The sequence below is a fragment of the Stenotrophomonas sp. 115C5 genome, from assembly GCF_056861055.1.
Genome location: NZ_JBSPUQ010000003.1, coordinates 215,208 through 239,464, shown reverse-complemented (window position 1 = coordinate 239,464; position 24,257 = coordinate 215,208). Strand labels below are relative to the sequence as shown.

The 24,257-nt window shown below is 65.8% G+C and carries 24 protein-coding genes; 15 read left to right on the top strand and 9 right to left on the bottom strand.

Annotation, left to right across the window (positions count from 1 at the left end):
* Nucleotides 1–2 precede the first annotated feature (2 nt).
* Nucleotides 3–755, top strand: coding sequence for a capsule biosynthesis GfcC family protein (locus AC13FN_RS06300; RefSeq protein ID WP_478413597.1), 753 nt, complete (start codon nucleotides 3–5; stop codon nucleotides 753–755).
* A complete protein-coding gene (locus AC13FN_RS06295) occupies nucleotides 755–2,944 on the top strand; it encodes a YjbH domain-containing protein (RefSeq protein WP_217015709.1) in 2,190 nt (729 codons plus the stop codon). The genes AC13FN_RS06300 and AC13FN_RS06295 overlap by 1 nt, the downstream gene beginning before the upstream one ends.
* 66 nt (nucleotides 2,945–3,010) lie before the next feature.
* Here the strand turns inward: AC13FN_RS06295 and AC13FN_RS06290 are convergent, their stop codons facing one another.
* Together AC13FN_RS06290 and AC13FN_RS06285 are read right to left on the bottom strand one after the other, a co-directional pair.
* Nucleotides 3,011–3,445: a low molecular weight protein-tyrosine-phosphatase gene (locus AC13FN_RS06290; protein WP_029550852.1), complete on the bottom strand. Its 435-nt coding sequence runs from the start codon at nucleotides 3,443–3,445 to the stop codon at nucleotides 3,011–3,013.
* Between the two features lie 110 nt (nucleotides 3,446–3,555).
* Nucleotides 3,556–4,908, bottom strand: coding sequence for an undecaprenyl-phosphate glucose phosphotransferase (locus AC13FN_RS06285; protein ID WP_228355267.1), 1,353 nt, complete (start codon nucleotides 4,906–4,908; stop codon nucleotides 3,556–3,558).
* 526 nt (nucleotides 4,909–5,434) lie between these two features.
* Here AC13FN_RS06285 and amaB point away from each other — a divergent pair.
* From amaB to AC13FN_RS06250, 7 genes are all read left to right on the top strand, one after another.
* A complete protein-coding gene (amaB, locus tag AC13FN_RS06280; protein ID WP_049436290.1) occupies nucleotides 5,435–6,967 on the top strand; it encodes an L-piperidine-6-carboxylate dehydrogenase in 1,533 nt (510 codons plus the stop codon).
* Between the two features lie 40 nt (nucleotides 6,968–7,007).
* The gene (locus tag AC13FN_RS06275; RefSeq protein WP_482984819.1) at nucleotides 7,008–7,817 is read left to right on the top strand and encodes an SDR family NAD(P)-dependent oxidoreductase; all 810 of its coding nucleotides are present in this window, start codon (nucleotides 7,008–7,010) and stop codon (nucleotides 7,815–7,817) included.
* Nucleotides 7,818–7,977: 160 nt separating this feature from the next.
* Nucleotides 7,978–8,262: a DUF4190 domain-containing protein gene (locus AC13FN_RS06270; RefSeq protein ID WP_010484694.1), complete on the top strand. Its 285-nt coding sequence runs from the start codon at nucleotides 7,978–7,980 to the stop codon at nucleotides 8,260–8,262.
* 5 nt (nucleotides 8,263–8,267) lie between these two features.
* Entirely contained in the window at nucleotides 8,268–9,038 is a 771-nt protein-coding gene (locus AC13FN_RS06265) for a class I SAM-dependent methyltransferase (protein ID WP_478410917.1), read from the top strand.
* An 8-nt stretch (nucleotides 9,039–9,046) separates the two neighbouring features.
* Nucleotides 9,047–10,102, top strand: a complete 1,056-nt coding sequence (locus AC13FN_RS06260) for a quinone-dependent dihydroorotate dehydrogenase (protein ID WP_482984820.1) — start codon at nucleotides 9,047–9,049, stop codon at nucleotides 10,100–10,102.
* A gap of 8 nt (nucleotides 10,103–10,110) precedes the next feature.
* Nucleotides 10,111–11,172: a UDP-N-acetylmuramate dehydrogenase gene (murB, locus tag AC13FN_RS06255; RefSeq protein WP_482984821.1), complete on the top strand. Its 1,062-nt coding sequence runs from the start codon at nucleotides 10,111–10,113 to the stop codon at nucleotides 11,170–11,172.
* Nucleotides 11,173–11,204: 32 nt separating this feature from the next.
* Nucleotides 11,205–12,092, top strand: a complete 888-nt coding sequence (locus AC13FN_RS06250) for a DMT family transporter (RefSeq protein WP_312391495.1) — start codon at nucleotides 11,205–11,207, stop codon at nucleotides 12,090–12,092.
* Nucleotides 12,093–12,210: 118 nt separating this feature from the next.
* Here the strand turns inward: AC13FN_RS06250 and AC13FN_RS06245 are convergent, their stop codons facing one another.
* From AC13FN_RS06245 to AC13FN_RS06235, 3 genes are all read right to left on the bottom strand, one after another.
* Nucleotides 12,211–13,215 (bottom strand): phosphotransferase, encoded by a 1,005-nt coding sequence (locus AC13FN_RS06245; protein ID WP_482984822.1) that lies wholly within the window; start codon nucleotides 13,213–13,215, stop codon nucleotides 12,211–12,213.
* Nucleotides 13,216–13,314: 99 nt separating this feature from the next.
* On the bottom strand, nucleotides 13,315–14,349 hold the full coding sequence (locus tag AC13FN_RS06240; protein WP_482984823.1) for a DUF418 domain-containing protein: 1,035 nt from the start codon (nucleotides 14,347–14,349) through the stop codon (nucleotides 13,315–13,317).
* Nucleotides 14,346–14,936, bottom strand: coding sequence for a TetR/AcrR family transcriptional regulator (locus AC13FN_RS06235; protein WP_482984824.1), 591 nt, complete (start codon nucleotides 14,934–14,936; stop codon nucleotides 14,346–14,348). The genes AC13FN_RS06240 and AC13FN_RS06235 overlap by 4 nt, the downstream gene beginning before the upstream one ends.
* A 143-nt stretch (nucleotides 14,937–15,079) precedes the next feature.
* Between AC13FN_RS06235 and AC13FN_RS06230 the strand changes: the two genes are divergently transcribed.
* Nucleotides 15,080–15,505, top strand: a complete 426-nt coding sequence (locus AC13FN_RS06230) for a DoxX family protein (RefSeq protein WP_482984825.1) — start codon at nucleotides 15,080–15,082, stop codon at nucleotides 15,503–15,505.
* On the opposite strand, the gene AC13FN_RS06225 is transcribed toward AC13FN_RS06230, so the two are convergent.
* Nucleotides 15,478–16,281: an APH(3')-II family aminoglycoside O-phosphotransferase gene (locus tag AC13FN_RS06225; protein ID WP_482984826.1), complete on the bottom strand. Its 804-nt coding sequence runs from the start codon at nucleotides 16,279–16,281 to the stop codon at nucleotides 15,478–15,480. The two genes, AC13FN_RS06230 and AC13FN_RS06225, sit on opposite strands and share 28 nt — an antisense overlap.
* Before the next feature lie 41 nt (nucleotides 16,282–16,322).
* A complete protein-coding gene (locus AC13FN_RS06220; protein ID WP_482984827.1) occupies nucleotides 16,323–16,826 on the bottom strand; it encodes a DUF2938 domain-containing protein in 504 nt (167 codons plus the stop codon).
* A 55-nt stretch (nucleotides 16,827–16,881) separates the two neighbouring features.
* Between AC13FN_RS06220 and AC13FN_RS06215 the strand changes: the two genes are divergently transcribed.
* From AC13FN_RS06215 to AC13FN_RS06205, 3 genes are read left to right on the top strand one after another with little or no spacing between them, the layout of a single operon-like run.
* Nucleotides 16,882–17,547, top strand: a complete 666-nt coding sequence (locus AC13FN_RS06215; protein WP_482984828.1) for an ArsR/SmtB family transcription factor — start codon at nucleotides 16,882–16,884, stop codon at nucleotides 17,545–17,547.
* 13 nt (nucleotides 17,548–17,560) lie between these two features.
* Entirely contained in the window at nucleotides 17,561–18,289 is a 729-nt protein-coding gene (locus tag AC13FN_RS06210; RefSeq protein WP_482984829.1) for a GNAT family N-acetyltransferase, read from the top strand.
* 28 nt (nucleotides 18,290–18,317) lie between these two features.
* Complete coding sequence (locus AC13FN_RS06205; RefSeq protein ID WP_313296339.1) at nucleotides 18,318–19,034, top strand: SDR family NAD(P)-dependent oxidoreductase; 717 nt, start codon at nucleotides 18,318–18,320, stop codon at nucleotides 19,032–19,034.
* Here the strand turns inward: AC13FN_RS06205 and AC13FN_RS06200 are convergent.
* A complete protein-coding gene (locus AC13FN_RS06200; protein WP_482984830.1) occupies nucleotides 19,028–20,539 on the bottom strand; it encodes an MFS transporter in 1,512 nt (503 codons plus the stop codon). The two genes, AC13FN_RS06205 and AC13FN_RS06200, sit on opposite strands and share 7 nt — an antisense overlap.
* Nucleotides 20,540–20,659: 120 nt before the next feature.
* Here AC13FN_RS06200 and AC13FN_RS06195 point away from each other — a divergent pair, with 120 nt between their 5' ends.
* Both AC13FN_RS06195 and AC13FN_RS06190 read left to right on the top strand, forming a co-directional pair.
* A complete protein-coding gene (locus AC13FN_RS06195) occupies nucleotides 20,660–21,562 on the top strand; it encodes a LysR substrate-binding domain-containing protein (RefSeq protein WP_482995101.1) in 903 nt (300 codons plus the stop codon).
* Nucleotides 21,563–21,625: 63 nt separating this feature from the next.
* Entirely contained in the window at nucleotides 21,626–23,572 is a 1,947-nt protein-coding gene (locus AC13FN_RS06190; RefSeq protein ID WP_482984832.1) for an EAL domain-containing protein, read from the top strand.
* Here AC13FN_RS06190 and AC13FN_RS06185 read toward each other — a convergent pair.
* A complete protein-coding gene (locus AC13FN_RS06185; protein ID WP_049449635.1) occupies nucleotides 23,569–24,180 on the bottom strand; it encodes a TetR/AcrR family transcriptional regulator in 612 nt (203 codons plus the stop codon). The two genes, AC13FN_RS06190 and AC13FN_RS06185, sit on opposite strands and share 4 nt — an antisense overlap.
* Nucleotides 24,181–24,257 lie beyond the last annotated feature (77 nt).

The following is a 24,257-nucleotide window of genomic DNA, read 5'->3' as shown; positions in this document are numbered from 1 at the left end:
CCATGACGTTCAGATTTCCCAACCCGGCAATCCTTGCCGCGCTGTTTGCTGCCACTGGCGTCCAGGCCGCGCAGATACATATTGAAGGTGCCGCAGAAGCAGCCGGGGAGTACGAGCTGAGCGCTGGCGCCCGTCTGGCCGACGGGCTACTGCTAGCCCGCCCAAACACCGACGCCTACCTCCTGGGGACAAGCCTCGAACGCCCACACGCCCTGAAGGCCCAAGTGCGGCTGCGCGCAGGGCTGCAGTATGGCGCCGGGCAGCTGGCAGAGTCTGCCGACGCACAGGTGGTCACGCTCGCGGAGGCATTGCAGACCTGGCTGGAGACACATCCGGCCACCGGCCGGACACCCATCACCGGCCCCGCCCGACTGATCCAGGTCCGGCCCGCGAACAACCCGGTACTAGCCACAGGCGATAGGCTGCGATTCCCACTGCAGCCACGCACGATCACCGTCATGGGCGCAGTGGAGCAGGAATGCGAGCTGCCGCACGTCCCGCAGCGCGATGCACGCGACTATCTGCGTGACTGTCATCCCAGTCCTCTTGCCGACCGCAACGATATTTACGTGATTCAACCCGACGGGCGAATCCAGCAGTTGGGTATCGGCCTGTGGAACCGCGCAGATCCCCAGGCTGTCGCGCCTGGAGGTACGGTCTTCGTGCCCGTACGTGCGTCCCTCATCAAGCATATCGACCCGCTGTTCAACAGCGATTTCGCCACGTTCATCGCCACCCAGCCCATCAATCCGTGATGACCCAGCCCTGCCTGCGCGCGCACCCGGTGCGCCCCGCCCGTTTCGCACTGAGCGCGCTCGCCTTGTCGCTGTCCTGCGCGCTGCATGCACAGGAGGCGCCGCCACCCACCGCCAACGAATGGGGCGGGATCGGCCTGTTGCAGACGCCTACCGCGCGCATGGCAAGCGACGGAGACCTGAGCTTTACGGCGTCATACAACGCTCCGTACGCCCGCTATAACCTGACCATGCAGCCATTCCCATGGCTGGAGGCGTCATTCCGCTACATCAATGTCAATAACTTACTGTACGGGCCCAGCGTTGCAGGCGATCAGCATTACAAGGACAAGTCGATCGACTTCAAACTGCGCCTATGGCAGGAATCACGCCTGCTGCCGGAGCTGGCCTTTGGTGTGCGCGATCTGGGTGGCACTGGATTCTTTTCCAGCGAATACCTGGTTGCCAACAAGAATTTCGGTCCGATCGATGCGTCGATCGGACTTGCCACCGGCTACATTGGCAACCGCGGCGACTTCTCCAATCCACTCGGCGCTATCGATGATCGCTTCAAGGACCGCCGCTCCATTGCCAACAGTGACATCACCCAGTCCGGCAAGTTCGGCCTGAGCAACATGTTCAAGGGGCCAGTTGGCGTTTTTGGCGGCATCACCTACCAGACGCCGATGGATGAGCTGCTGCTCAAAGTCGAATACGACGGCAACGACTACCGCCGCGAACCCCGCAACAACAACCTGCGCCAGCGCACGCCCGTCAACGTGGGCCTGGTCTATGTGCCAAACCGCAATGTAGAGCTGACTGCAGCCTGGGAGCGCGGCGACGCGGCGATGTTCTCGCTCACCCTGCGTGGCAACCCGGGCAATGCGCCTGCTGCACCGAAGCCGTTCGACCCGCCACCGCAGCGACTGCTGCCCGAGACGGCCGCCGTCGATCAGCGCGCATCAGTTGCCAACAGCGACGCTTCTGGTGCCGCACCTGGCACCAGCACCGATTGGGCAGCGATCAGCACCGAGCTGCAGCGCAATGCCGGCTTCCGCGTCGAACGCATTTCGCGCCGCGGCGACGAACTGTATGTCGACGGTTACCAGACCCGCTACCTGCATGCCGCCAAGGGCCTCGGACGCGCCACGCGCATTCTTGCCAACGCGACCGGCGATGACTACAACTGGTTCACCCTGCGTACCACCCGCGTGGGCATGCCGATCGCCGATCTGTCGATCAACCGCGAAGCGTTCGCGGGATACCTGGATGGCACCGTCAGCGAAGACGTACTGCGACGGAGCACGGAACTGCAGGCGCCTGACGCGCGCGCGCGCGAAACGCTTTACACACCCAAGCGCAACCCGTTCGGCGGCGGCTTCAACATCGGCTACCGGCAGAACCTTGGTGGCCCCGATGGCTTCATTCTGTACCAGGTCGCAGCCAACTATACGGGCAGCCTGTTCCTGCGCGACAACATCTGGCTGACCGGCACCATCAGTGCCGATGTCACCAACAACTACCACAAGTTCAAGTACAACGCCCCAAGCCGCCTGCCGCGTGTACGTACCGACATCCGCCAGTACCTGACCACCTCCGACATCATGCTGCCCAACCTGCAGGCCAACATCGCCGGGCGGCTGGCACCGGACCTGTATGGCATCGCCTACGCAGGCTACCTGGAGTGGATGTATGCTGGCGTCGGCGGCGAACTGCTGTATCGCCCAAGCGGCGAGCGCTGGGCGGTTGGCGCAAATCTCAACCGGGTGCAACAGCGCGACTATGACCAGCACTGGGGCCTTCGTGACTACCGCGTCACCACCGGCCACGCCACGTTCTATTACGCCTTCGACGCCCGTGAACGCATCATCGGCTCGCTATCGGTCGGCCAGTATCTGGCCGGCGACAAGGGCGCCACTCTGGACCTGGCCCGCGTATTCGACAACGGCGTGACAATGGGCGCGTATGCGACCAAGACCAATGTCTCGGCGCGCGACTTCGGTGAGGGCAGCTTCGACAAGGGTATCTACTTCAGCATTCCGCTCGATGGATTCCTGCCACGCTCCACGCGTGGCCGTGCGGCCTTCAATTGGAACCCGCTGATCCGCGATGGTGGCGCCATGCTCGGCCGCAAGTACGGCCTGTACGGCATGACTGGTGATCGCGACGAGCGCTTCTTCTACGACAATCTGCGTAACGTCGGGGAATGACAAAAGCCGGGAGCCTGACGGCTCCCGGCCATTCGTCTGCAGCGCAACTTCAAAGAGCTTGTGCAATCAAAGGTAACGCACCCAGCTCTTCACCCCCTCATCCATCAGCGTGTAGACGTGCTCGAATGCAGCACGCTGCTGGCGATAGGGATCGGGAATCTCGCGATCGGACTGCCACTTTCCCAGCAGGAAGGTCTTGCCCGACGCCTCCGGCGCGATTTCGATGATGCGATGGACATGCTTGCGCTCCATCACCAGCACCAGATCCGAAGCTGCCAGGATGCCGCGGTCGATCTGCCGCGCACGATGGCTGCTGCCATCCAGGCCATGCTCGGTCAACAGCGCCTGCGCGGTGGCATCCACACCATGATTGACCAGGGCCCCCAGCCCGGCCGAGGACACCGTGATGCCCCTGCCGCTCACAGCCTCACGCAGCATCACTTCCGCCGACGGACTACGGCAGATGTTGCCGACACACACAACCAGAATATTCTTGAACACGGACAACGGCTTCCATCAATTCTTCAATACATGGCACGCAACACCTGGCCGCCCCTACAGACCGGGCACTTCCATCCGAGCGTGCCGCCACATGCCGGCAGCAGCCTCGCCTAGTATGCCGATTTCTGGCCCAGCACTTTGAAGGCCGTCATCAAAATGATCCGTACGTCCAGCGTCGGACTCCAGCGCCGGATGTAATCAATGTCGTACTGGACCCGCTTCTTCATCGAGCGCAACTCCGGTGTCTCACCACGCAATCCGTGGACCTGCGCCCAGCCGGTAATCCCCGGCTTCACATAGTGGCGATGCATGTAGCGCTCGATCACACGCTCGTAGTGATTGTTATGCTGAATCGCGTGCGGTCGCGGCCCAACCACCGACATGTTACCGCCCAGCACATTGAAGAACTGTGGCAGCTCATCCAGGCTGCTGCGACGCAGGAACGCACCGAACCGGGTCACTCGCGGATCACCGCGCGTCGCCTGGGTGATCTGCCCGGCGCCCTCTGCATGTACGCGCATGGAGCGGAACTTGAGCATCCAGAATTCCTTTCCGCCCAGTCCATGGCGCTTCTGGCGGAACAGCACCGGCCCCGGAGAACTCAGCTTCACACCAATGGCCAACACGGCAAACAAAGGCGCCAGCAGGATTACTGCCACGCCTGCAACCATGATGTCCTCGACGCGCTTGAACAAGCGGAATCGATGATCAACCAAGCCTTGGCGTACACCGATCATCGGCACATCACCCACCTGGTGCACACCAGGGTTCAGCGCCCCAAGGCCCGTGGTATCAGGAATCAGACGCACAGGCACCGGAAAACGCTCGATCTGCTTAAGCATGTCCTTGATGGCGCCAGCATGCCCCATCGGCAGAGACACCCATACCTGATCGAATTCGCCGCGGTGCTGATCCATGTACTGCGGGACGTCTTCCAGTCGCCCCAGCCTGCACGGCGCGTCCCCTCCGCGGCGGGTGGCGATATCGCCCGCACTGGCAAAGTAGCCGATGACGTCCTTGCCAAGCTCTGGCTTCCCGCGCAGCAGGCGATGCAGCCTCAAAGCGGGAGCCCTTAGCCCAACCAGCAGGATGCGCTCGTGGTCCATTCCGCGCGAGCGCAGGCGATGCAACTGCACTCTCAGCAATACGCGCAGCGCCGCCATCGATGCCAGACCAAAGGCGTACCAGCCAATCAGCCATGTCGAGGGCACCACGTCGGCAAGCCCAACCAGCACGACGTAGAGCGAAAACAGCGCAAAGGTGGCAGACCACGCCAGCAACAGCAGCCAGAGGTCAGCGAGCAGCCCCCGGATGCGCCAGTTCCGATACAGCGGCGCCACGGAGAAACACACGATGGCGCTGAGAATCACCGCGCCAAACACGATTCGCTGGGAGGAGTCCGGCGCAGCTGCTCCATACAACACGATATGGGAAAGCACTGCCATGCCTGGCAGTAGCAACATGTCGCCCAGGCGTAGCCCCAACTCCAAGGCAGCCCGGGCTTCGACGCGGCGGCGGCCAGCCCGGGCCCGCTCTGCGGAAAGGTCTTCTACTGATCCCTGTAGCAACGCACTTCTCCATTTTCGGCTCGACGGGACGCGGAATTGTCTGCGTCCACGTGCGCGGACTCCCCAGCCAGCACGGAATCGTCGAGGTTGTGTCAATCAAATGTGGAGGAATTGTGGATGAAGTCTGGGCCAAAAGATAGGAATTCCGACTGGGCACAGGCTCGGACGAATGCCATGAAATCACCCCATCCAATTGAAAATATTGACAATTTCCAATGTGTCAATTTGCATCAACATGCGTCATTTAGCGTCAATAAATGAACGTCATTGCGCACTTCATGTCGGTTCACTGGCGCTCAACCCACCCCGCACCGCACCAAAGCCCCACCACCACCCTCTGCTACCATCGGCGGTTCTGTTCATCGCGTCCCCCACCTGCCCGCGATGGCGCCAAACAACGTAACGAAACACAGGAGTCTGCATGTCTTCCGAGCTGCTCAAGTCCCTTGGCCTGGACGCGATCAACGCTGGCACGTACCTGGGCAACGGGGAGTGGTCGAGCGCGACCAGCGGTGAGCTGATCACCCCGGTCAACCCGACCACCGGCGAGCCGATCGCGCAGGTCCGCGCGACCACCGAGGCCGAGTACGAGACCGTCGTCGCCCGCGCCCAGGAAGCCTTCAAGATCTGGCGCACCACGCCGGCCCCGCGCCGCGGCGAAGCCGTGCGCCTGTGCGGCGAAGCACTGCGCAAGCACAAGGACGCCCTGGGTTCGCTGGTTGCCCTGGAAATGGGCAAGAGCAAGCCGGAAGGCGATGGCGAAGTGCAGGAGATGATCGACATCGCCGATTTCGCCGTGGGCCAGAGCCGCATGCTGTACGGCTACACCATGCATTCCGAGCGCCCCGGCCACCGCATGTATGAGCAGTACCACCCGCTGGGCCTGGTCGGCATCATCTCTGCCTTCAACTTCCCGGTGGCGGTGTGGAGCTGGAACTCGTTCCTGGCCGCCATCTGCGGCGACGTCTGCATCTGGAAGCCGTCCAACAAGACGCCGCTGACCGCCATCGCCTCACTGAAGATCTGCAACGACGCCCTGCGCGAAGCCGGTTTCCCGGACATCTTCTTCCTGATCAACGATGCCGGCACCGCGCTGTCGGAGAAGATGGTCGATGACCGTCGCGTGCCGCTGATCAGCTTCACCGGTTCAACCCAGGTCGGCCGCACCGTCAACGAAAAGGTCGCACGCCGCCTCGGCCGCTGCCTGCTGGAACTGGGTGGCAATAACGCCATCATCCTGGACGAAACCGCCGACCTGAAGCTGGCCGTGCCGGGCATCGTGTTCGGCGCCGTCGGCACCGCCGGCCAGCGCTGCACCACCACCCGCCGCCTGATCGTGCACCGCTCGATCTACGCCGACGTGCTGGCCACCCTGGTCAAGGCCTACAAGCAGGTGGAAGGCAAGATCGGCGACCCGACCGATGCCGCCAACCTGATGGGCCCGCTGAACAGCGACGGCGCCGTGCAGCAGTTCCTCGATGCCATCGCCCAGGCCAAGGCCGCCGGCGGCACCATCGAGACCGGTGGCACCCGCATCGACCGCGCCGGCAACTTCGTGCTGCCGGCGATCGTCTCCGGCCTGAAGAACAGCGATGCCGTGGTCCAGCACGAGACCTTTGCGCCGATCCTGTACGTGATGCCGTACGACAGCCTCGACGAAGCCATCGACATGCAGAACGGCGTGCCGCAGGGCCTGTCCTCGTCGATCTTCACCCAGAACCTGAAGACCGCCGAGAAGTTCCTGTCGGCCGCCGGCAGCGACTGCGGCATCGCCAACATCAACATCGGCACGTCCGGTGCGGAGATCGGCGGCGCCTTCGGTGGCGAGAAGGACACCGGCGGTGGCCGCGAGTCCGGCTCGGATGCGTGGAAGGTCTACATGCGCCGCCAGACCAACACCATCAACTATTCGGATTCGCTGCCGCTGGCCCAGGGCATCAAGTTCGACCTGTAACGCTTTCTGTAGTGCCGGGCCATGCTCGGCAGGATGTGCCATGAACACCGCAGGAAATGCAGCCGAGCATGGCTCGGCTCTACAGGGTGGCAAGCCGGTGATTGATTTCACCGGCCGCCGCGTGCTCATCGCCGGTGGCAGCAAGGGCATTGGCCGTGAGATGGCGCTGGCATTTGCCGGCACCGGAGCGCAGGTATCAGTCTGCGCTCGCGGCCAGGCCGGCCTGGATGCCCTGCGTGCCGATGCGCAGGCGCAGGGCATCGGGCTGCACGCCTTCGCTGCCGATCTGGGCGAAGCCAACCAGATCCAAGCCTGGCTGCAGTCCGCCGCCGATGCGCTCGGCGGTATCGACGTGCTGGTCAACAACGCCACCGGCTACGGCATGGCGGATGACGAAGAGGGCTGGGCCGCCAGCCTGCAGATCGACCTGATGGCGGCGGTGCGGGCCTCGCGCCTGGCACTGCCGTGGCTGCGCGCATCCAGCGATGCCTGCATCCTCAACCTGTCCTCGATCGCCGCACAGCAGCCGCGTCCCGGTGGCGCGCCCTACGCTGCCGCCAAGGCCGCGCTGTCGCACTACACCACCTCGCAGGCACTGGCGCTGGCCAAGGACCGGATCCGGGTCAATGCTATCGCCCCGGGCTCGATCGAATTCGATGACGGTCTGTGGGACCGCCGCCGCACCGAAGATCCTGCGCTGTACCACGGCACCCTGGCGAAGATCCCGTTCGGCCGCTTCGGCCACCCGCGCGAGATCGCCGACGCTGCCCTGTTCCTGTGCTCGCCGCTGGCGCGCTGGATTACCGGGCACGTACTCAATGTGGACGGCGGCCAGGTGTTGATGGGCTGAATTTGTAGAGCCGAGCCCATGCTCGGCTTGCGCGCAAAGCGCGGTCCATACCGCATCGGCCCAGAGTTCAGCCGAGCATGGGCTCGGCTCTACAGGGCACTGCCCATGGGATTGCCCGGGCAGAGGCACTATCATGTGCACACTGCCAAGGAGGACCCCGATGAGCGTGGCACCCCGACAGACAAGCGCCCTGGCCGTGGTCAGCCTGGTCATGGGCATCGCCAGCTGGACCGTCCTGCCCTTCGTGGCCAGCATCGTGGCCATCATCACCGGCCACATGGCCCGCGCCGAGATCCGCCGCCGCCCGCATGAACTGGAAGGCGATGGCCTGGCCGTCACCGGCCTGGTGCTGGGCTGGGTGATGGTCGGCGCCGTGATCGCCGCCATCCTGGTCTTCATCCTGTTCTTCGGCGGCCTGGCCTGGCTCGCCGCGATGTCGAACTGATCATCATGACCACTTCCGACAGCACTGAACGCTTCAGCAGCCGCGTCGGCGACTACGTCCGCTACCGGCCCGATTACCCGCCCGCCCTGTTGGAGTGGCTGCATGGCCCGATGGGCGTCAGCCACGAGGCCGTGGTCGCCGACATCGGCGCCGGCACCGGCATCTCCAGCCGCCTGTTCCTGGCCACCGGCCATCCGGTGGTTGCCGTTGAACCGAATGCGGCCATGCGCGGCGCCGCCGAGGAATGGCTCGCACCGCAGTACCCACGGTTCAGCGCAGTCGATGGCCGCGCCGAGGCCACCGGGCTGAACGATGCCAGCGTTGACCTGGTCAGCGTTGCGCAGGCCTTCCACTGGTTCGATACCGTGGCGGTGCGCGCCGAGTGGCAGCGCATCCTGCGTCCGGGTGGCCTGGCACTGATCTACTGGAACTCGCGCCTGCTCGATGCCAGCCCGTTCCTGATCGGCTACGAACAGCTGCTGCTGGACTACGGCACCGACTACACCGCGGTGGCCGAGCGCTACCAGGACGACGCCACCATGCAGGCGTGGTTCGGCCCCGGCCTGCGCGGCATGGTGGAGCTGACGAACGTGCAGTATCTGGACTTCGATGCGCTGCGCGGGCGCCTGCTGTCCTCCTCCTATGCCCCGCAATCCGGTCATCCGCGCCACGCGCCGATGATCGCCGCCCTGCAGGACCTGTTCGCCGCCCACGCGGTCGACGGCCAGGTCGCCTTTGAATATCGAACCCGAGCCTTCCTCGGCACGCTGGACTGAACCGACGCATGTATTCGCTTGCCCGCCCCTTCCTGTTCTCGCTCGACGCCGAGCGCGCCCACGGCCTCGGCCTGTCCGCACTGGACCTGGCCTATCGCACCGGCACCACGCCGCTGCTGGCCGCACGCATCGCGCCGATGCCGAGCACCGTGTTCGGGCTGACCTTCCCCAATCCGGTCGGCCTCGCTGCCGGCCTGGACAAGAATGGCGAGCACATCGATGCATTGTTCGCGCTGGGCTTCGGCTTCGTCGAGATCGGCACCATCACGCCGCGTCCGCAGGCCGGCAATCCGCAGCCGCGTCTGTTCCGCCTGCCGAAGCACAACGCGATCGTCAACCGCATGGGCTTCAACAATGCGGGCGTGGACGCGCTGGTGCGCAACGTCGAGCGCGCGCGCAACCGCCGCGGCCTGCTCGGCATCAACATCGGCAAGAACAAGGACACCCCCAACGAACAGGCCGTGGACGATTACATCGCCTGCCTGGACAAGGTCTATCCGCTGGCCGACTACATCACCGTCAACATCTCCTCGCCCAACACCGCCGGCCTGCGTGAACTGCAGGAAGAAACCGCGCTGCGACAGCTGGTCAGCCAGCTGCGTGACCGCCAGGAAGACCTTGCAGCCCGCCACGGCCGCCGCGTGCCGATGCTGGTGAAGGTGGCGCCGGACCTCAGCGAGCGCGACATCGATGCCGCTGCCCGCGTGCTGGGCGAGCTGCAGGTGGACGGCGTGATCGCCACCAACACCACCATCGACCACAGCAAGGTGGCAGGCGATCCGCTGGCCAACGAGGCCGGCGGCCTGTCCGGCGCGCCGGTGCTGGAGCAGTCCACGCTGGTGCTGCGCCGCCTGCGTTCGCGCCTGCCCGAATCGGTACCGCTGATCGGTGTCGGCGGCATCCTGTCCGGTGCCGATGCGGTGGCCAAGATGGCCGCCGGTGCGGCGCTGGTGCAGTGCTACAGCGGCCTGATCTTCCGAGGCCCGGCGCTGGTCTCCGAATGCGTGGAGGCAATCCGTCGCCGCCGCGAAGCGCCGAGCCGCGGCGCGGTGGCCCCACTATGAGCGCGCCCATGGATACCGTCGACGGCAACGCCCCGCTGCGCTGGACGCTCACCCGCAATGCACCGCTGCAGGCGCTGAACACCTTCCACGTGCAGGCCAGCGCCGCGCAGCTGCTGGAACTGCACGACGCCACCCTGCTGCCGGAAGTGCTCGCGCTGCCCGAGGTAGCCAACGGCCCGCTGTTGGTACTGGGCAGCGGCAGCAACGTACTGATCGCCGAGGACCTGCCCGGCACCGTGCTGGTGTTCGGCAACCGCGACATCAGTTTCCTGGAACACCGCGCCGACCATGCGGTGATCCGCGCCGGCGCCGGCGTGCCCTGGCATGGCCTGGTGATGTGGTCGCTGCAGGAAGGCCTGTCCGGCCTGGAAAACCTGGCGTTGATTCCCGGCACCGCCGGTGCCGCGCCGATCCAGAACATCGGCGCCTACGGCGCGCAGGTCGGCGAATTCATCCAGGCCGTCGAGGCCTGGGACTGCCAGGCGCAGGGCTGGGTGCGGCTGGACAACGAACAGTGTGGCTTCGCCTACCGCGACAGCGTGTTCAAGCAACAGCCTGATCGCTACCTGATCACCGCCATCGAGCTCAAGCTGCCGCTGCTGCACGATCTGCGCATGGACTACGCCGGCATCCGCGAGGAACTGCAGGCACAGGGCGTGGAACTGCCGAGCGCGGTGGACGTGGCAAACGCGGTGATCGCGATCCGCCGCCGCAAGCTGCCCGACCCGGATGTACTGGGCAACGCCGGCAGCTTCTTCAAGAACCCGGTGCTGCCGCTGGAACAGGTCGACGTGCTGCTGCAGCACTTCCCCGAACTGCCGGTGTTCCCGTCCGACCAGGACGGCAAGCGCAAGGTCTCGGCGGCATGGATGATCGAGTCCTGCGGTTGGAAGGGCTTCCGCGAAGGCGATGCCGGCGTGGCGCCAAGCCACGCACTCGTGCTGGTCAACCACGGCAACGCCACCGGTGCTGAACTGCTGGCGCTGGCGCGACGCATCTCCGCTTCGGTGCTGGAGAAGTTCGGCGTACCGATCGAACCGGAGCCCCGCCTGCTCGGCGCACAGTGGTGAACAGCCCCGCCCTCTCCCCCAGCGCCACCCCGATGCGGGCGGCGCTGCTGATGCTCGGCAGCACCATGGCATTTGGCCTGATGGCGGTGGCCATCCGCTATGCCACGCGCTACGTGCCGACCCAGGAAGTGGCGTTCTTCCGCAATGCCTTTGGCCTGCTCGCGTTGCTGCCGATGCTGCTGCGCCCCGGCCACGCGCCGCTGAAGACCCAGCAGCTGCCGCGCTATTTCGTGCGCAGTGCGATCGGGCTGGGCTCGATGCTATGCGCGTTCTGGGCGCTGGGCCACCTGCCGTTGGCGCAGGCGGTTTCGCTGTCGTACTCCACGCCGTTGTTCGTCACCATCGCCGCCGTGCTGTGGCTGGGCGAGACCGTGCGCGTACGGCGCTGGGCTGCAGTGGTGGTCGGCTTCATCGGCGTGCTGGTGATCGTCCGCCCGGGCACCGCTGGCTTCACGGCTGGCAGCCTGGTCGCTGTCGGTGCGGCCGTGCTCAGCTCGCTGGTGGCGATCCAGATCAAGCAGCTGACCCGTATCGACAGCGCCGATACCGTGGTGCTCTATACCTACGTGTTCTGGGTGCCGCTGTCGCTGGTTCCTGCCCTGTTCGTCTGGGTCTGGCCCACCGGCATCGCCTGGCTGTGGCTGCTGGCCACCGGCGTGCTCGGCACTGTCGGCCAGCTGCTGTGGACGCGGGCGCTGCGCCTGGGCGAAGTCTCGGCGCTGACCCCGATCAGCTTCCTGCAGCTGCCGCTGGTGACGCTGTGCGGCTGGCTGCTGTTCAACGAAACGGTGGACCGCTGGACGATCATCGGTGCCGGCATCATCCTCGCCGCGAACGCCTACATCGCCCACCGCGAAGCCGTACTGTCGCGGCGTGCCGCAAGTGCAGCGGCCTCGGCAGCGGCCAAGCCCGCCGAGTAGATCCACGCCACACGTGGATGACGCTGCACTCCTCTGTAGAGCCGAGCCTACGCTCGGCTGCTCTTCGCGCCTCCACCGTTGACTGAGCGCGCAGGGTTCATCCACGCATGGCGTGGATCTACAGCCCGCGATACACCCGCTCCGCCGCATCGAACACATTGCCCGGCGCGAACTGCTCGCCCAGGTAATGCAGTGACTGCCTGCGCAGTTGCGGCGAACGCTCCTCACCATCGCTGCCCAACAGCACCTGCTGGAACTCGATCAGGTCCTGGAGAATGCGCCAGTGCCGGTACCAGGCGATCCAGCGCGGGTCGCCGCGGTCGCTGCCGTAGCCGTCCTCGAAGCCCAACGGATTCTCACGCCCCCAGCGCCCGCCAACAGCCGCACCGATGAACATCAGGTCGCGCTCGCGCGGTGCCAGCGACAGGCCATCCCAGTCAATCAGGTGCAGGCCCCCGTCATTGCCCATCAGCAGGTTGCCGGCATGCAGATCGGTGTGGCACAGATGCAGGTCTACCGGCACGTCCTGCAATGCCGCGAGCAGCTCCCGTGCCTGCGCATGCAGCGCCGCGATGCGCGCATGCTGCCGGTCCCATACCGAAACGAAGGCGCGACCCAGCCCATCCTTCGCGGCCGCCAGGCCCTCGCCAGCCAGCCATTGCCCAACGGTTTCCAGCGCCGCGGTTTCCAGCCGTACGATCGGCAGCGCCTGCTGCAGGTCCGCTGGCAGCTGCGCGCCGTGCAGGCGCCGCAGCACCTCCCCCAGCCGTTTCCACTGCGTGCGGCTCAACGCCGCCTCGAACCCGGACTGGCCTTCCACATAAGGGAACAGGGTGAACTGCAATCCCCAACGCTGCACCGACGCACCACCGGTCAGTGCCGGCCACGGCGCGACGATCTCATCGATGCCCAGCGTGCCGCGCATCCAATGCAGGCTGTCCCACACTGCGGGGGCAACCTGGTAGGTGCGGCATTTCAACCACCACTGCCCGTGCCGCGCATCGACGCGATACACGCTGGCATTGGCGTCGGCACCCACCGGGCGTGGCACCACGGCGGTGGGGGTGATGCCATAGGATTGTTGCAGGACTTCGCCGAGATGCTGCGCCGAAGCGAATGACATGGATGCAAGCGGAAAGTGTTACCTGCCGCCACTATCGCAGATGCACTCGCCACGACACAGACATGTCCGTCACAACATCGCCTCGGCACGACCAGAGAACTAGCCTGCGATGCGCCGCATCACCGCCTCCAGCGGGCCGCGCGCGAACTGCCACGACCACAGCCATGCCGCGCCCGTCGCCAGCATCAGGAACAGCAGTGCCCACAGCAGCACCGACGCCAGCGATGCACTGCCATCGAGCAGGCCCAGGCTTTCCAGCGTGCCCATGCCCAGCAGGATATGGCCGACGTAGAGGGTCAGGGTCATGCGCCCGGCCGCGGTGAACGGCTCCAGCCAGTCCCCCGGTCGCGCACGCGTCAGCCACAGGCAGGCGGCAATGACACTGCACGCCGCACCCGCACCCGTGAGTACGTAGGCCGGCCCCGGCGGCATTGGCTGCGTTCCCAGCCACGCCTGCCAGGGCGTTCCCTGCGCAAGCTGCTGCATGCCATGTCCGGCCGCGATCAGCAGCAGGCCCAGCACCAGCAGCGCACGCTGGACCCGCGACTGCGACAGTTGCAGGCGCGCCAGCAGCATCCCCAGCAGGAAGAAGCACAGCCACGGCAGCAGCGGATGGAAGCCGTTGAACAGCAGGTTGCGGGCCGCGCCCGGCCATTGCCACAGGTCGGCGTATTCCAGCGTCTGCCAGTTCCATCCCTGGCTGTAGTCCCAGTGCAGCAATGCCCAGAACGAACAGGCCGCCAGGCCCACGATGCTGGCCAACAATACCTGCGGCGAGGCACGCAGCCACAGCACGGCCAACGCGAAATACACCGCGTAGTAGTGAAGGATATCGGCCGGGAACAAGGTCAGGTTGAGCAGGCCCAGCACCATCAGGAACAGTGCGCGCCGCCAGGTCTGCACACTGGCCGGCCACCACCCCTGCCGCTGCGTGGCCAGCACCAGGCCAAGACCGGCCAGGGTGACGAACGTCGCCGAGGCTTTCCCTTCCAGCAGATGGAAGAACCCTGCCAGCCAACCCTCGCCCTCTGCCGGCACGGCCATCGCTAGACGGAAGTTGACCAGCACCATGCCGGCCAAGGCCAGGTAGCGCGCCAGATCAAGGCCGTGCAATCGCCGGTCAACGGCGCTCATGCGCGTGCCCCGAGCAGCAGCGCGAGCAGGCCAAGATCCAGCGATGCCTCATCGATGCCATAGGCTTCGCCCAGCCCCCGACGCAGCGCATCGCTTTCGATGGCATCCAGCAGCACCTGCGCCTGTAGCGCCGCTGCCAGCACGGGACGCCGCCGCTCGCGCTGCGCCACCTGCTGCATGGCTTCGGCCAGCGTCATCTGCAATTGCCTGCGATTGGCCGCAAATGCCTCGGCCACGGCTGGATTGCGTGCACTCTCGGCCAGCACTTCGACGGCAAGCGTCGCCCATTCCGGCTGGCGGCACAGTGCGTGGAAGTCCTGAAGGAAAACCAGTACCTGTGCACGCTCGCCATCGGACGCGGCCAGTCGCTGCAGCAACGGTGCCAGTTCTTCGCTCTCGGCCACCGCCACTGCAAGGATGATCGCTTCCTTGCCCGGGAAGTGGTTGTAGAGATTGCCCAGGCTGACACCGGCCGCCTGCGCGATGTCACGCATGCTGGTCTGGTGGAATCCCTTTGCGACGAAGCACTGCAGTGCCGCCTGCAGGATCAGGGTCACGCGCTGCTCATTGCGGTCGATTCTGCTCATGCCACGAATAGTGAACGAACGTTCGTCCATTTTGAAGATCGTAACCCGGCCACCACCGGGCTTCGTTCAGGCAGCCTTGACCTCAACCGCTGTTGAGGCCCGATGCTGCCCGCCCCGCCCAACGCTCAACCCGGAGTTGCTGCATGCCACGGATGATCTCCACCCTGCTCGACAGCCGCGTGCTGTGGTTCCTCGCCCGACTGCTGCTGGCCGTGGTGTTCCTGTCCTCGGGTCTGGCCAAGCTGCTGGCATGGGACAACAGCGTGGCCGAAATGCAGGCGGCCGGGCTTCAACCGCCTGCGCTGTTCAACATCGCCAGCGCCGTGGTGCTGCTGGGCGGCTCACTGTGCCTGCTGCTTGATCGCCTGCTATGGCTGGGCAGCGGCGCGCTGGGGGTGTTCATGCTGCTGACCATCGTCATCGTGCATACCTTCTGGACCAAGCACGGCGCGGAACAGCAGCTGGCGCTGTTCTTCGCGCTGGAACACCTGAGCGTGGTCGGTGGCCTGATCTGCGCGGCCATCGCCAGCCATGCGCGGGCTCAGAAGAACTCGTCGAGCAACCTGTAGAACGCCAGCCGGCGCTCATCAGCCACCACGCCATAGCGCCGGAACAGCGGCGCGACCCAACACGTGTCGCCGAAATTGTGGACCAGGCTGCGCGCGGCCAGCGCCAGGTCCTGGTAGCGGTCGGCCACGCCCAGCCGCCCACAGTCGATGAAACCACTGAAACGCCCCTCGACCGCCATCAGGTTCGGCAGGCACGCATCGCCATGGCTGACCACCAGATCTTCATGATCGGGCCGGGTGCTGCACATTTCGGCGAAGACCTGCCGTGGACGCTGGCCCAGGCGTTCGTCATCGAAGTCATCGGCGTCCACACGCCCCGCCTCGACCCGTACCTGCGCGGCCTGCAGGCGCGAGGCCAGTCGCTGGTCGAACGGACAGGCTGCCACCGGCAACGCATGCAGGCCGCGCAGCGCGTCGGCCAGCAGTTCCACCAGTTGCTGCGGCGCCAGTTCCGGCGACGAGGCCAGATCACGGCCGGGCAGCGCACTCATCAGCAACCAGCGCCGGCCCGCCTCTTCGGCTGTAGCAATCACCGTCGGCGCCGGCTGTCCCTGTGCCTGCAGCCAGCGCAGGCGCGCGATCTCATCGCCCAGCTCACTGAATGCGTCGATCACTTCCGACTTCAGGAAGGCGTCGGCCTGCCCAGGACGATGCACCCGCGCGACATCCGCACGCGACACGCCGATCGACTGCCGCTCGATGCGGGCATCGGCCAAGCCCTGCTGCCACGCTCGCGGCAAAGGCATGCCGTGGTTACCTGCGTGGATTGCATCCATTGCTGAGTGTTCCTGTTGTCGGTGGCCCCACGGATTCTCGCTCATCCGGCCCTGGCCATGGCCCACAGGCATGCCGAAAGGTACATGCCCAGCCCGAACACCGAATGTGCGAGCAGGCTGCGCAGGCGAGCCTTGACCGGTGCCGGCGTCCTGGACGCGGCAATGCCTGCGCCCATGCCGGGCTGCATGATGAAGAACGGCGCGACAATGCTCAGAATGCCGAACAACAGTGCCGGCAACAGCGTTGGCGACCGCACCCAGTCATCGCCGACGACCGCGAGGAGTGCCGCCGCGAAGATCACGCCGATCAGGTAGTGCGCCGACCAACCCAGCACATGCTCCCCCTTTACCGGCGCGGCCCGGCCGATCGCCTCGTGGCGGAAGCGCCCGCGTGGCAGATGGCCGAGCCAGCGGCCGACCATCCCGAAGTCCAGCGTGGGAATGCCGAACACCCGGCGCTGCAGCACCGACCACAGGTCCAGCACGGCGGTGGCGCCAACGCCGATCACCAGCGCGTCCGCCAGGAATGCCGAAGATCCGTTCATGATGAATACCTTCAATTATTTGCTTGAATGATAGAGCGATGGTAGCGTGCTGATCATGAACGCTTCAAGTCACCTGCCGCCGTCGCCGCTGGAGGCGCTGGCCGAGATCGCCCGCACACTCGGCCATGCCCATCGGCTCGCGCTGCTGGAGCACGTCGCCCAGGGCGAACGCGCAGTGGAACGCCTGGCCGAGCTGACCGGGCTCTCGGTGGCCAACACCTCCCAGCATCTGCAGCAGCTGCGCCGCGCCGGCCTGGTGCAGACCCGCCGTGATGGCAAGCGCATCCTCTACCGCGGTGGTGACGGCCCGCTGGGCAATCTGCTGGCCGCACTACGCGACTATGCCGACCATCAGCGCAGCGAGATGCACGGCGTGATCGCCGACAGCGTGCATCGCCGCGACACGCTGGAAGGGATGACCGTAGAGCAGCTGCTGGCGCGGCGAAGCGATGTGGTGCTGCTGGATGTGCGTCCGCGCGAGGAATTCGATCTGGGCCACCTGCCCGGCGCGCTGAACATTCCCGCTACGGAACTGCGCGAACGGATGGACGAACTGCCGCGCGACATCCACATTGTTGCGTACTGCCGCGGCCCCTACTGCGTGCTTTCAAGCGCTGCCGTAACGCAGCTGCGCGAGGCCGGACTGACCGCGCAGCGCCTCGCTGCCGGCTATCCGGAATGGAAGGCGGCCGGACTGCAGGTGGATCTGCCCGCACACTGAGCGAGACTTTGTCATGGATGATGCCTTCTCCCCGTTGATTCATGCCGCCTGGCACGGCGTGTTCGCCGGGGCTCGCACGTTGCAGAACGATCGGATGCTGCGCCTGGCGTGCAGTGATGATCTCGACGAGGGCGAGGACGGCATGCTGCTGCAGCCAGTCGCGGGCCCCGCACGCGCACTGTTGCGCCCTGCACTGGCCGCTCGCCTGTACCTGCACGCGCAACCGCACTGGACGCTGGCACAGCTGCAACAGCGCCTGCAGCAGCTCGGCCAGCGCACGCATGGTGCGGATCGCGTCTTCTATTTCCATGCCGCAGAACTTGCAGCCCTGGCCGAGCGCCCGGCACCGCCATATATCCGCCGTCTCGACCCGGCCGACGCCACCGCGTTCGACGTGTTCCAGGCCAGCGCCAGCGAAGAGGATCTGGATGCGGCCTGGGTTGAACTGGACCACTGGCAGGTGTTCGGCGCCTTCGATGGCGAGCGGTTGGTTGCCGCGGGAAGCATGTACCCGTGGGGCCTGGATCCGGCCCTGGCCGACATGGGCGTGCTGACCCTGCCCGAGGCCCGCGGTCGCGGGCACGCGCGCCAGTTGGTACACGCCATGGCCGTGTCCGCGCAGGCGGCCGGGCTGCAGCCTCAGTACCGTTGCCAGCTCGACAACACCGCCTCGATCATTACCGCCGAGCGCAGCGGCCTGCGTGCGTTCGCCGACTGGGACACCGTTCTGGCAGTCGATTGAGGCTGCCGCAGTACAACAAGGAAGCAACATGAAATTGATGGTCATCGGCGCCAGCAGGGGCCTGGGTCGGGCGTTCGTGGAAGGCCTGTGCAGTGCGGGCGACACCGTCATCGGCGTTTCGCGCAAGCGTCCACGCGATCTTGAATGCCCCGAGGGTGTCACCCTGCAGTGGATCGAAGCCGATCTGTCCCAGCCCACCCTGGCTGCCAATCACATCGCGGCGCAGGCACCGGCCGATCTGGATGTGCTGATCCACAACCTGGGCATCTGGGAAGAGACCGCCTTCAGCGACGAGTACGCCTTCCTCGACGAGAGCGATGCGGCGCTCACCCAACTGGTCGACGTCAACATCACCGCGACCCTGGTGCTGCTGCAGCGCCTGCTGCCGCGGGTGCTGGGCGCACCACGCCCGCAGCTGGTGCTGACCGGCTCGACCTCGGCGCTGCCACGCAGCGGCCGCCCGGAAGTGGCGTTCGGCGCATCCAAGTTCGCGCTCAACGGCATCGCCGATGCACTGCGCGAGGGCTTCCGCGATCGCCGCCTGGCGGTGACCAGCCTGCAGCTGGGCTACCTCAACACCGACGATGGACTGTCGGTGCCGGTTGCAGAGGCCGCAGCGCGCGGCGACGGCGAGCTGGTGCCGGTGCATGACGTCGTTGCAATGGTGCGCGCGTTGCTGCAGTTGTCAGCGTCTGGCTTCGTGCGCGAACTGGTGCTGCCGGCCATCGCCGACCCGCGCTACTGACTACCGCTGCGCAGGCCAGCCTCGACCTCTTCGCGCAACAGGTACCCAAGCACGATGGCGGTCAGCACCGTCGCCATCGCCAGGACAAACAGCTGGCCACGGACGGCCTCCATGTACGCCTGGGCCAGCACCGTTCTTGAAACGCTGGGCAACGCCTCCACCGTTCCGCCAAGGTCGCCCATGGACAGCCTGTGTACAGCGGCGCGGGCCACGACGCCGGTCTCGAGCGCTACGCTCCCGCCGATCCGGGCCGAGAGCATGATGCCGACAAGCGCGAGGGCAATGGAATCGCCTGCCAGTCGCATCGCATTGAAGATGCCAGCGGCCATACCTGCCTGCTCCTTGCCGACCACGCTGACCGCCAGGCCATCCATGATCCCCCAGGGCAAGCCGATGCCGATTCCGATGACCAGCATCGGCATCCAGCGCACCGACGGGATCTGGAACACCTGCGCCAACCATGCCAGCCCAAGTGCACCGATCAGCAGGCCCGCACAGCACAGCGTCCGCGCCGGAATCCAGCGCAGCAGGTAACCGGCAACCAGGGGAACAACCAGCAAGGGTGCAGACAGTGTTGCCATCGCCAGTCCAGCCTCGGTGGGCCGCAGTCCTTCAACACCGATGAAGCCAGCCGGCAGCACGACCAGAAGGACGACGTAGGAGAACGCAGGGGCAGCGGCCAGAATCTGCACGCCAACAAAACGCCGGTTGCGGAACAGCCCAAGATCCAGCAGCGGTGTTCGATGGGAGCGCTCAACGGCAATGAACACACCCAGCAACACCACCGAGAGCGCCAGCAGCACCAGCGTCTGCGGCTGCAACAGGCCACGTTCCGGCAGCACGATCATGGCGTAGGTGAGTGAGCCCAGCGCCAGCATGAAGGTGATGACGCCCAGCCAATCCAGGCGTGGCGAACCGGCGTTTCTCGATTCGACGGATGACATGGCGACCAGCGGTACGGTCAGGGCGGCCAGCAACGCAGGCAGGAAGAACACCCATTCCCAGCCCAGCGCATCGATCAACCCGCCTGCCAGCAGCGGACCGCCTGCGGCCCCTGCACCAAAGGTGGTGCCGATCAGGCTGAACACCCTGGCCCGCGCCTGGCCGTCGAACACCTGCGCCAGCGACGCCATCGCGCCCGCAAACGCTGCCGATGCCGCCATCCCCTGAAGCAGTCGCAGGGCATTGATCCACGCCACATCGGGCATCAAGGGAATCAGGCCGGTGACAAGCGCAAACAACGCGCCGCCCAGAATCCAGATCCGGCGCCTGCCATGCAGATCGGCCAGCCCACCGGCCACCAGGGTGGTGCAGCCGTAGGTCAACAGGTAGGCGTTGATGATCCAGGACAACGCCGCAGGGGAACCCCCCAGCGCATCCCGGATGGCAGGAATGCCCACGGCGGGGCTGGCAATGCTCAAGGGAATGGTGAGCGCCGTCAGACAGCCCGCCAGCACCACGCCAAAGCGTGATGATCCGGCCGTCTCAGCAGAGGCAACAGACATGTCGATGAAGCTCCAGCGTGGCCAAGCGCCACCACATTGATGCTATCGACGACGCTATTGTGGAAAAATCCTTCATTCGGTCCATGCTTTAATGACACAAACGTCATCAATGGCCACGTCATGGACAGCTTTGCCGGTCTCAGCCTCTTCGTTCTGGTTGCCGAGGCACGCAGCTTCGCGGCCGCAGCACGACAGCGTGGCATCACCCCTTCGGCCGCAAGCAAGACCATCGCCCGGCTGGAAGAGCGCCTGGGCGCCCGCCTGCTGAATCGCAATACTCGCAGTGTCAGCCTCACTGCCGAAGGTGAGCAGTTCCTTGAACGCTGCCGTCGCATCATGCTCGAGGTTGCTGCGGCGGAGCGCGAACTGACCGACGCCCACGCCGCGCCCAGCGGTCGCCTGAAAGTCAGTCTTCCACTCGCCAGCGGGCTGATGCTGCCGGTGCTTTCAGCGTTTGCGCACCGCTTCCCTGCCATCGAACTCGACCTGCACTTCAGCGACCGCCTGGTCGATGTCATCGAGGAAGGCTTCGACGCTGTTGTCCGCACCGGCAGCCCCGCCGACTCCCGGCTGCACGGCCGCAACCTCGGCAGCACCCGGCTGCTGTGCGTGGGTGCCCCTGCGTACTTCGCCCAGCGCGGCACGCCGCAGCACCCGGATGACCTGAGCGGCCACGCCTGCCTTCTCCATCGCTTTCCCGGCACCGGCTTGCTCGAACGCTGGCCACTGCCCGTGCAGGAGGGAGGCATTGAGCCGCGGCTGACTGCCGCAATGACCGCCAATCATCTTGAGACAATCCTGCACATGGCCATCGATGGCCATGGCATTGCGTGCCTGCCCGACTTCGCCACGCGTGATGCGCTGGACCGCGGTGCGCTGGTCAGCGTTCTGGACCCATGGAGCACCGAGCGAAGCACCTTCTGGGCCCTCTGGCCAAGCCATCGCCATCAGCAGCCACGTGTACGCGCCTTCGTGGATTTCATGGCCGAACACCTCCTGCCCGAACGCAGCCAGTGCAATTGAACCTGCGCCCTGCTGCGACTACGCTGCGGGTCACTGGCCGTCGGTCACAGGCGGGAACCTGCTATGGATGCGCTTTCACGGGTCTCGGCCCAGGTCCTGGACAGCGCCCTGCCCAGCCTGCCGCTGTACCTGCTGCAGGCCACGGCAGTGATCGGCATGATCGGCGTGCTGCTGATCGCCACCCGTCGCGCCGGCCACGCCATTGAAGGCCGCCGGCTGTACGTGGGCGTAGCGCTGGGCCTGATCTACCTGTTCAACGCCTGGTTCGTGGCCCGCTATACCCAGGGCGTGGTCAAGCTCCACCTGGGTTTCGACATCCTGGTGGTCAGCGGACTGCTCGGCGGCTGGCGCGGCGGCCTGGCCTGCCTGGGTGCCAGCCTGCTGGCCCGCTACCAGTTCGCCGGCACCCAGTATTTCCTGCCGGCCGGCCTTGAGGCCACGCTGCAGATGCTGGCCGGCGTCTGGCTGCGCAGGCGCCTGCACCCGCGCATGCTCAATGAACTCTCGCTGCGCATGATCCTGCAGGCCTGGGGCGTGCGTATCGTCGTCACTGCGTTGGGCCTGGCACTGGGCGTCGCAATCATCGGCGCCCATCAGCTGCCCGTGGAGGAGTTGGCAATCCAGCGCCTGCTGGCACTGCCGCTGTCACTGCTGATGCTGGGCGCAGTGTTCGCACTGGTCTACAACGATGCGCAGATCGATGCACAGCGCCAGCGCGAACACGCCTGGCTGCGCATCGATCCGATCAGTGGCCTGCCCAACATGCGTGCGCTCGGCGAACGCCTGCAGCATTACTGGCGCGACAACGACGGCATCGGCAAGGCCTGCCTGATCGTGGCCGAGATGGGCAACCTGCGCGACCTGCGCCTGCGCTACGGTCCGCTGCAGGACAACGGCCTGTGGCAGCGCGACAGCACCGAAGAGGTGCATCGGCTGCTGCCCTCGCTGCCGGCCGGCCAGCTGGAGATCTACCAGTTCGGCGATGCCGCGCTGGCGATCCTGGTGCGCGACCTGACCTTGTCCGAACTGCGCACGCAGCCGCAGATCACCGAGCTGGCCAGCAACCTGGCCGATCGGGTCGGCCGCGATTGGCCCGGCTTCCGGCCGCTGTTCCGCTGCGCGGTAGTCGAACTGAAGCCACCGGCCGCGGCAGACGATGGCCACCTGCCCTTCCGGGCAATCACCGTGGCGCTGAGTGCGATCGAATCCGGCGTCGTGTTCTTCGACGACCCGATCCAGCGCGACAGCGAGATCGACGCCCTGATTGAAGTCGCCCTTGATCGCTGGCTGCAGCAGGGCGACGCCCCGCTGTGCTACCAGCCCAAGCATCGCCTGCAGGATCGCCAACTGGTCGGCGCCGAAGCACTGCTGCGCATGCGCGACGGCGAGGGTCGGCTGATCGCGCCGATGCGGGTGATCTCGCTGCTGCGCCGGCAGGGGCGGCTGGCTGAACTGGAATGGGCCACGCTGCAGTCGGCCACCCACTTCCTGCAGCAGTGCCGACGCGATGGCACGCAGCTGAAAATCGCCGTGAATGTTTCGGCCGAGTCACTGCGCCTGCCCGGCTTCGGCCTGCGCCTGCAGGAACTGCTGGCACTGCACGATGTGCCCGGCGTGATGCTGCGCCTGGAGATCGTCGAATGGACCGAGATCGTCGAGCGCGACGTAGTCGATGCCAACATCGCACAGCTGCTGGCGGCGGAGGTCACGTTGTCGCTGGATGATTTCGGTGCCGGCTATTCAACCCTGATCCTGCTCTCGCAGCTGGCCATCGCCGAGGTCAAGATCGAGCAGGCCCTGATCGCTACATTGTCCGACGCCAAATCGCAGTCGATCGTGCGCTTCATCGTTGAAGTCGCGCACCGCTGCGGCGCCATCGTGGTGGCCGAAGGTACCGAGACCCTGGCGCAGGAACAGCAACTGCGCGCACTGGGTGTGGATGTCGGCCAGGGCTATCTGTACTCGGCGGCGCTGCCGGCCGACGAGTTCCGCCGCTTCGCTGCCAGCTAGACCGCGTAGAAACCCAGGAACATCGCCACCGCCGATTCGGCCACGCGTGCACGTTCCTGTGCGTTCAACGGTGCCTGCCCCATCGTCACCTGTGGCCAGAACGCGAAGCTCTTCACCAGCCCGTGCAGCTGGTGGCCGGCGAACTCCGGATCAACCTCGCGTAACCGGCCATCGGCGATGGCCGCGCGGATCCAGGCACTCTCGCCGCTTTCCTTTTCGCCCATGCGGCAGACGATGGCCTGCGCGCGCTCCGGCGAATGAATGATCTCGGCCATCGCCACCCGCGCCAGGTCAATGAAGTTGGCATCGCTGAGCAGTTCCAGCTTCTGGCCGAGCAACTGCAGCAGCTGCGCCTGCAGCGGCTGGTCGGCGCGGTACGGCAACGCGTCGCTGGCCACGCTGCGTTCCCACAGCTCCTCCAGGATCATCGAGAACAACGCTTCCTTGCTTGGGAAGTGGTTGTAGACGGTGCGCTTGGAGACCCCGGCCGCCTCGGCGATCCGGTCCATGCTGGTGGCCTCGTAGCCCGAAGCACGGAACTCCTCCACCGCTGCGCGCACGATGGCGTCGCGTTTACGGTCGGTCAGGCGTTGCGGGGCACGGGGCATGGCGGAAACCGGATAACTGAACGGATGCCCACATTTTACACCCGACAGTGTACTTTTCAAAAACACGAAACTACACT

Coding starts and splice junctions, on each gene's coding strand:
- AC13FN_RS06300 (WP_478413597.1), top strand. CDS start 3: ATGACGTTCAGATTTCCCAACCCGGCAATCCTTGCCGCGCTGTTTGCT.
- AC13FN_RS06295 (WP_217015709.1), top strand. CDS start 755: ATGACCCAGCCCTGCCTGCGCGCGCACCCGGTGCGCCCCGCCCGTTTC.
- AC13FN_RS06285 (WP_228355267.1), bottom strand. CDS start 4,908: ATGTTGCTACTGCCAGGCATGGCAGTGCTTTCCCATATCGTGTTGTAT.
- amaB (WP_049436290.1), top strand. CDS start 5,435: ATGTCTTCCGAGCTGCTCAAGTCCCTTGGCCTGGACGCGATCAACGCT.
- AC13FN_RS06275 (WP_482984819.1), top strand. CDS start 7,008: ATGAACACCGCAGGAAATGCAGCCGAGCATGGCTCGGCTCTACAGGGT.
- AC13FN_RS06270 (WP_010484694.1), top strand. CDS start 7,978: ATGAGCGTGGCACCCCGACAGACAAGCGCCCTGGCCGTGGTCAGCCTG.
- AC13FN_RS06265 (WP_478410917.1), top strand. CDS start 8,268: ATGACCACTTCCGACAGCACTGAACGCTTCAGCAGCCGCGTCGGCGAC.
- AC13FN_RS06260 (WP_482984820.1), top strand. CDS start 9,047: ATGTATTCGCTTGCCCGCCCCTTCCTGTTCTCGCTCGACGCCGAGCGC.
- murB (WP_482984821.1), top strand. CDS start 10,111: ATGGATACCGTCGACGGCAACGCCCCGCTGCGCTGGACGCTCACCCGC.
- AC13FN_RS06250 (WP_312391495.1), top strand. CDS start 11,205: ATGCGGGCGGCGCTGCTGATGCTCGGCAGCACCATGGCATTTGGCCTG.
- AC13FN_RS06245 (WP_482984822.1), bottom strand. CDS start 13,215: ATGTCATTCGCTTCGGCGCAGCATCTCGGCGAAGTCCTGCAACAATCC.
- AC13FN_RS06240 (WP_482984823.1), bottom strand. CDS start 14,349: ATGAGCGCCGTTGACCGGCGATTGCACGGCCTTGATCTGGCGCGCTAC.
- AC13FN_RS06235 (WP_482984824.1), bottom strand. CDS start 14,936: ATGAGCAGAATCGACCGCAATGAGCAGCGCGTGACCCTGATCCTGCAG.
- AC13FN_RS06230 (WP_482984825.1), top strand. CDS start 15,080: ATGCCACGGATGATCTCCACCCTGCTCGACAGCCGCGTGCTGTGGTTC.
- AC13FN_RS06225 (WP_482984826.1), bottom strand. CDS start 16,281: ATGGATGCAATCCACGCAGGTAACCACGGCATGCCTTTGCCGCGAGCG.
- AC13FN_RS06220 (WP_482984827.1), bottom strand. CDS start 16,826: ATGAACGGATCTTCGGCATTCCTGGCGGACGCGCTGGTGATCGGCGTT.
- AC13FN_RS06215 (WP_482984828.1), top strand. CDS start 16,882: ATGAACGCTTCAAGTCACCTGCCGCCGTCGCCGCTGGAGGCGCTGGCC.
- AC13FN_RS06210 (WP_482984829.1), top strand. CDS start 17,561: ATGGATGATGCCTTCTCCCCGTTGATTCATGCCGCCTGGCACGGCGTG.
- AC13FN_RS06205 (WP_313296339.1), top strand. CDS start 18,318: ATGAAATTGATGGTCATCGGCGCCAGCAGGGGCCTGGGTCGGGCGTTC.
- AC13FN_RS06200 (WP_482984830.1), bottom strand. CDS start 20,539: ATGTCTGTTGCCTCTGCTGAGACGGCCGGATCATCACGCTTTGGCGTG.
- AC13FN_RS06195 (WP_482995101.1), top strand. CDS start 20,660: ATGGACAGCTTTGCCGGTCTCAGCCTCTTCGTTCTGGTTGCCGAGGCA.
- AC13FN_RS06190 (WP_482984832.1), top strand. CDS start 21,626: ATGGATGCGCTTTCACGGGTCTCGGCCCAGGTCCTGGACAGCGCCCTG.
- AC13FN_RS06185 (WP_049449635.1), bottom strand. CDS start 24,180: ATGCCCCGTGCCCCGCAACGCCTGACCGACCGTAAACGCGACGCCATC.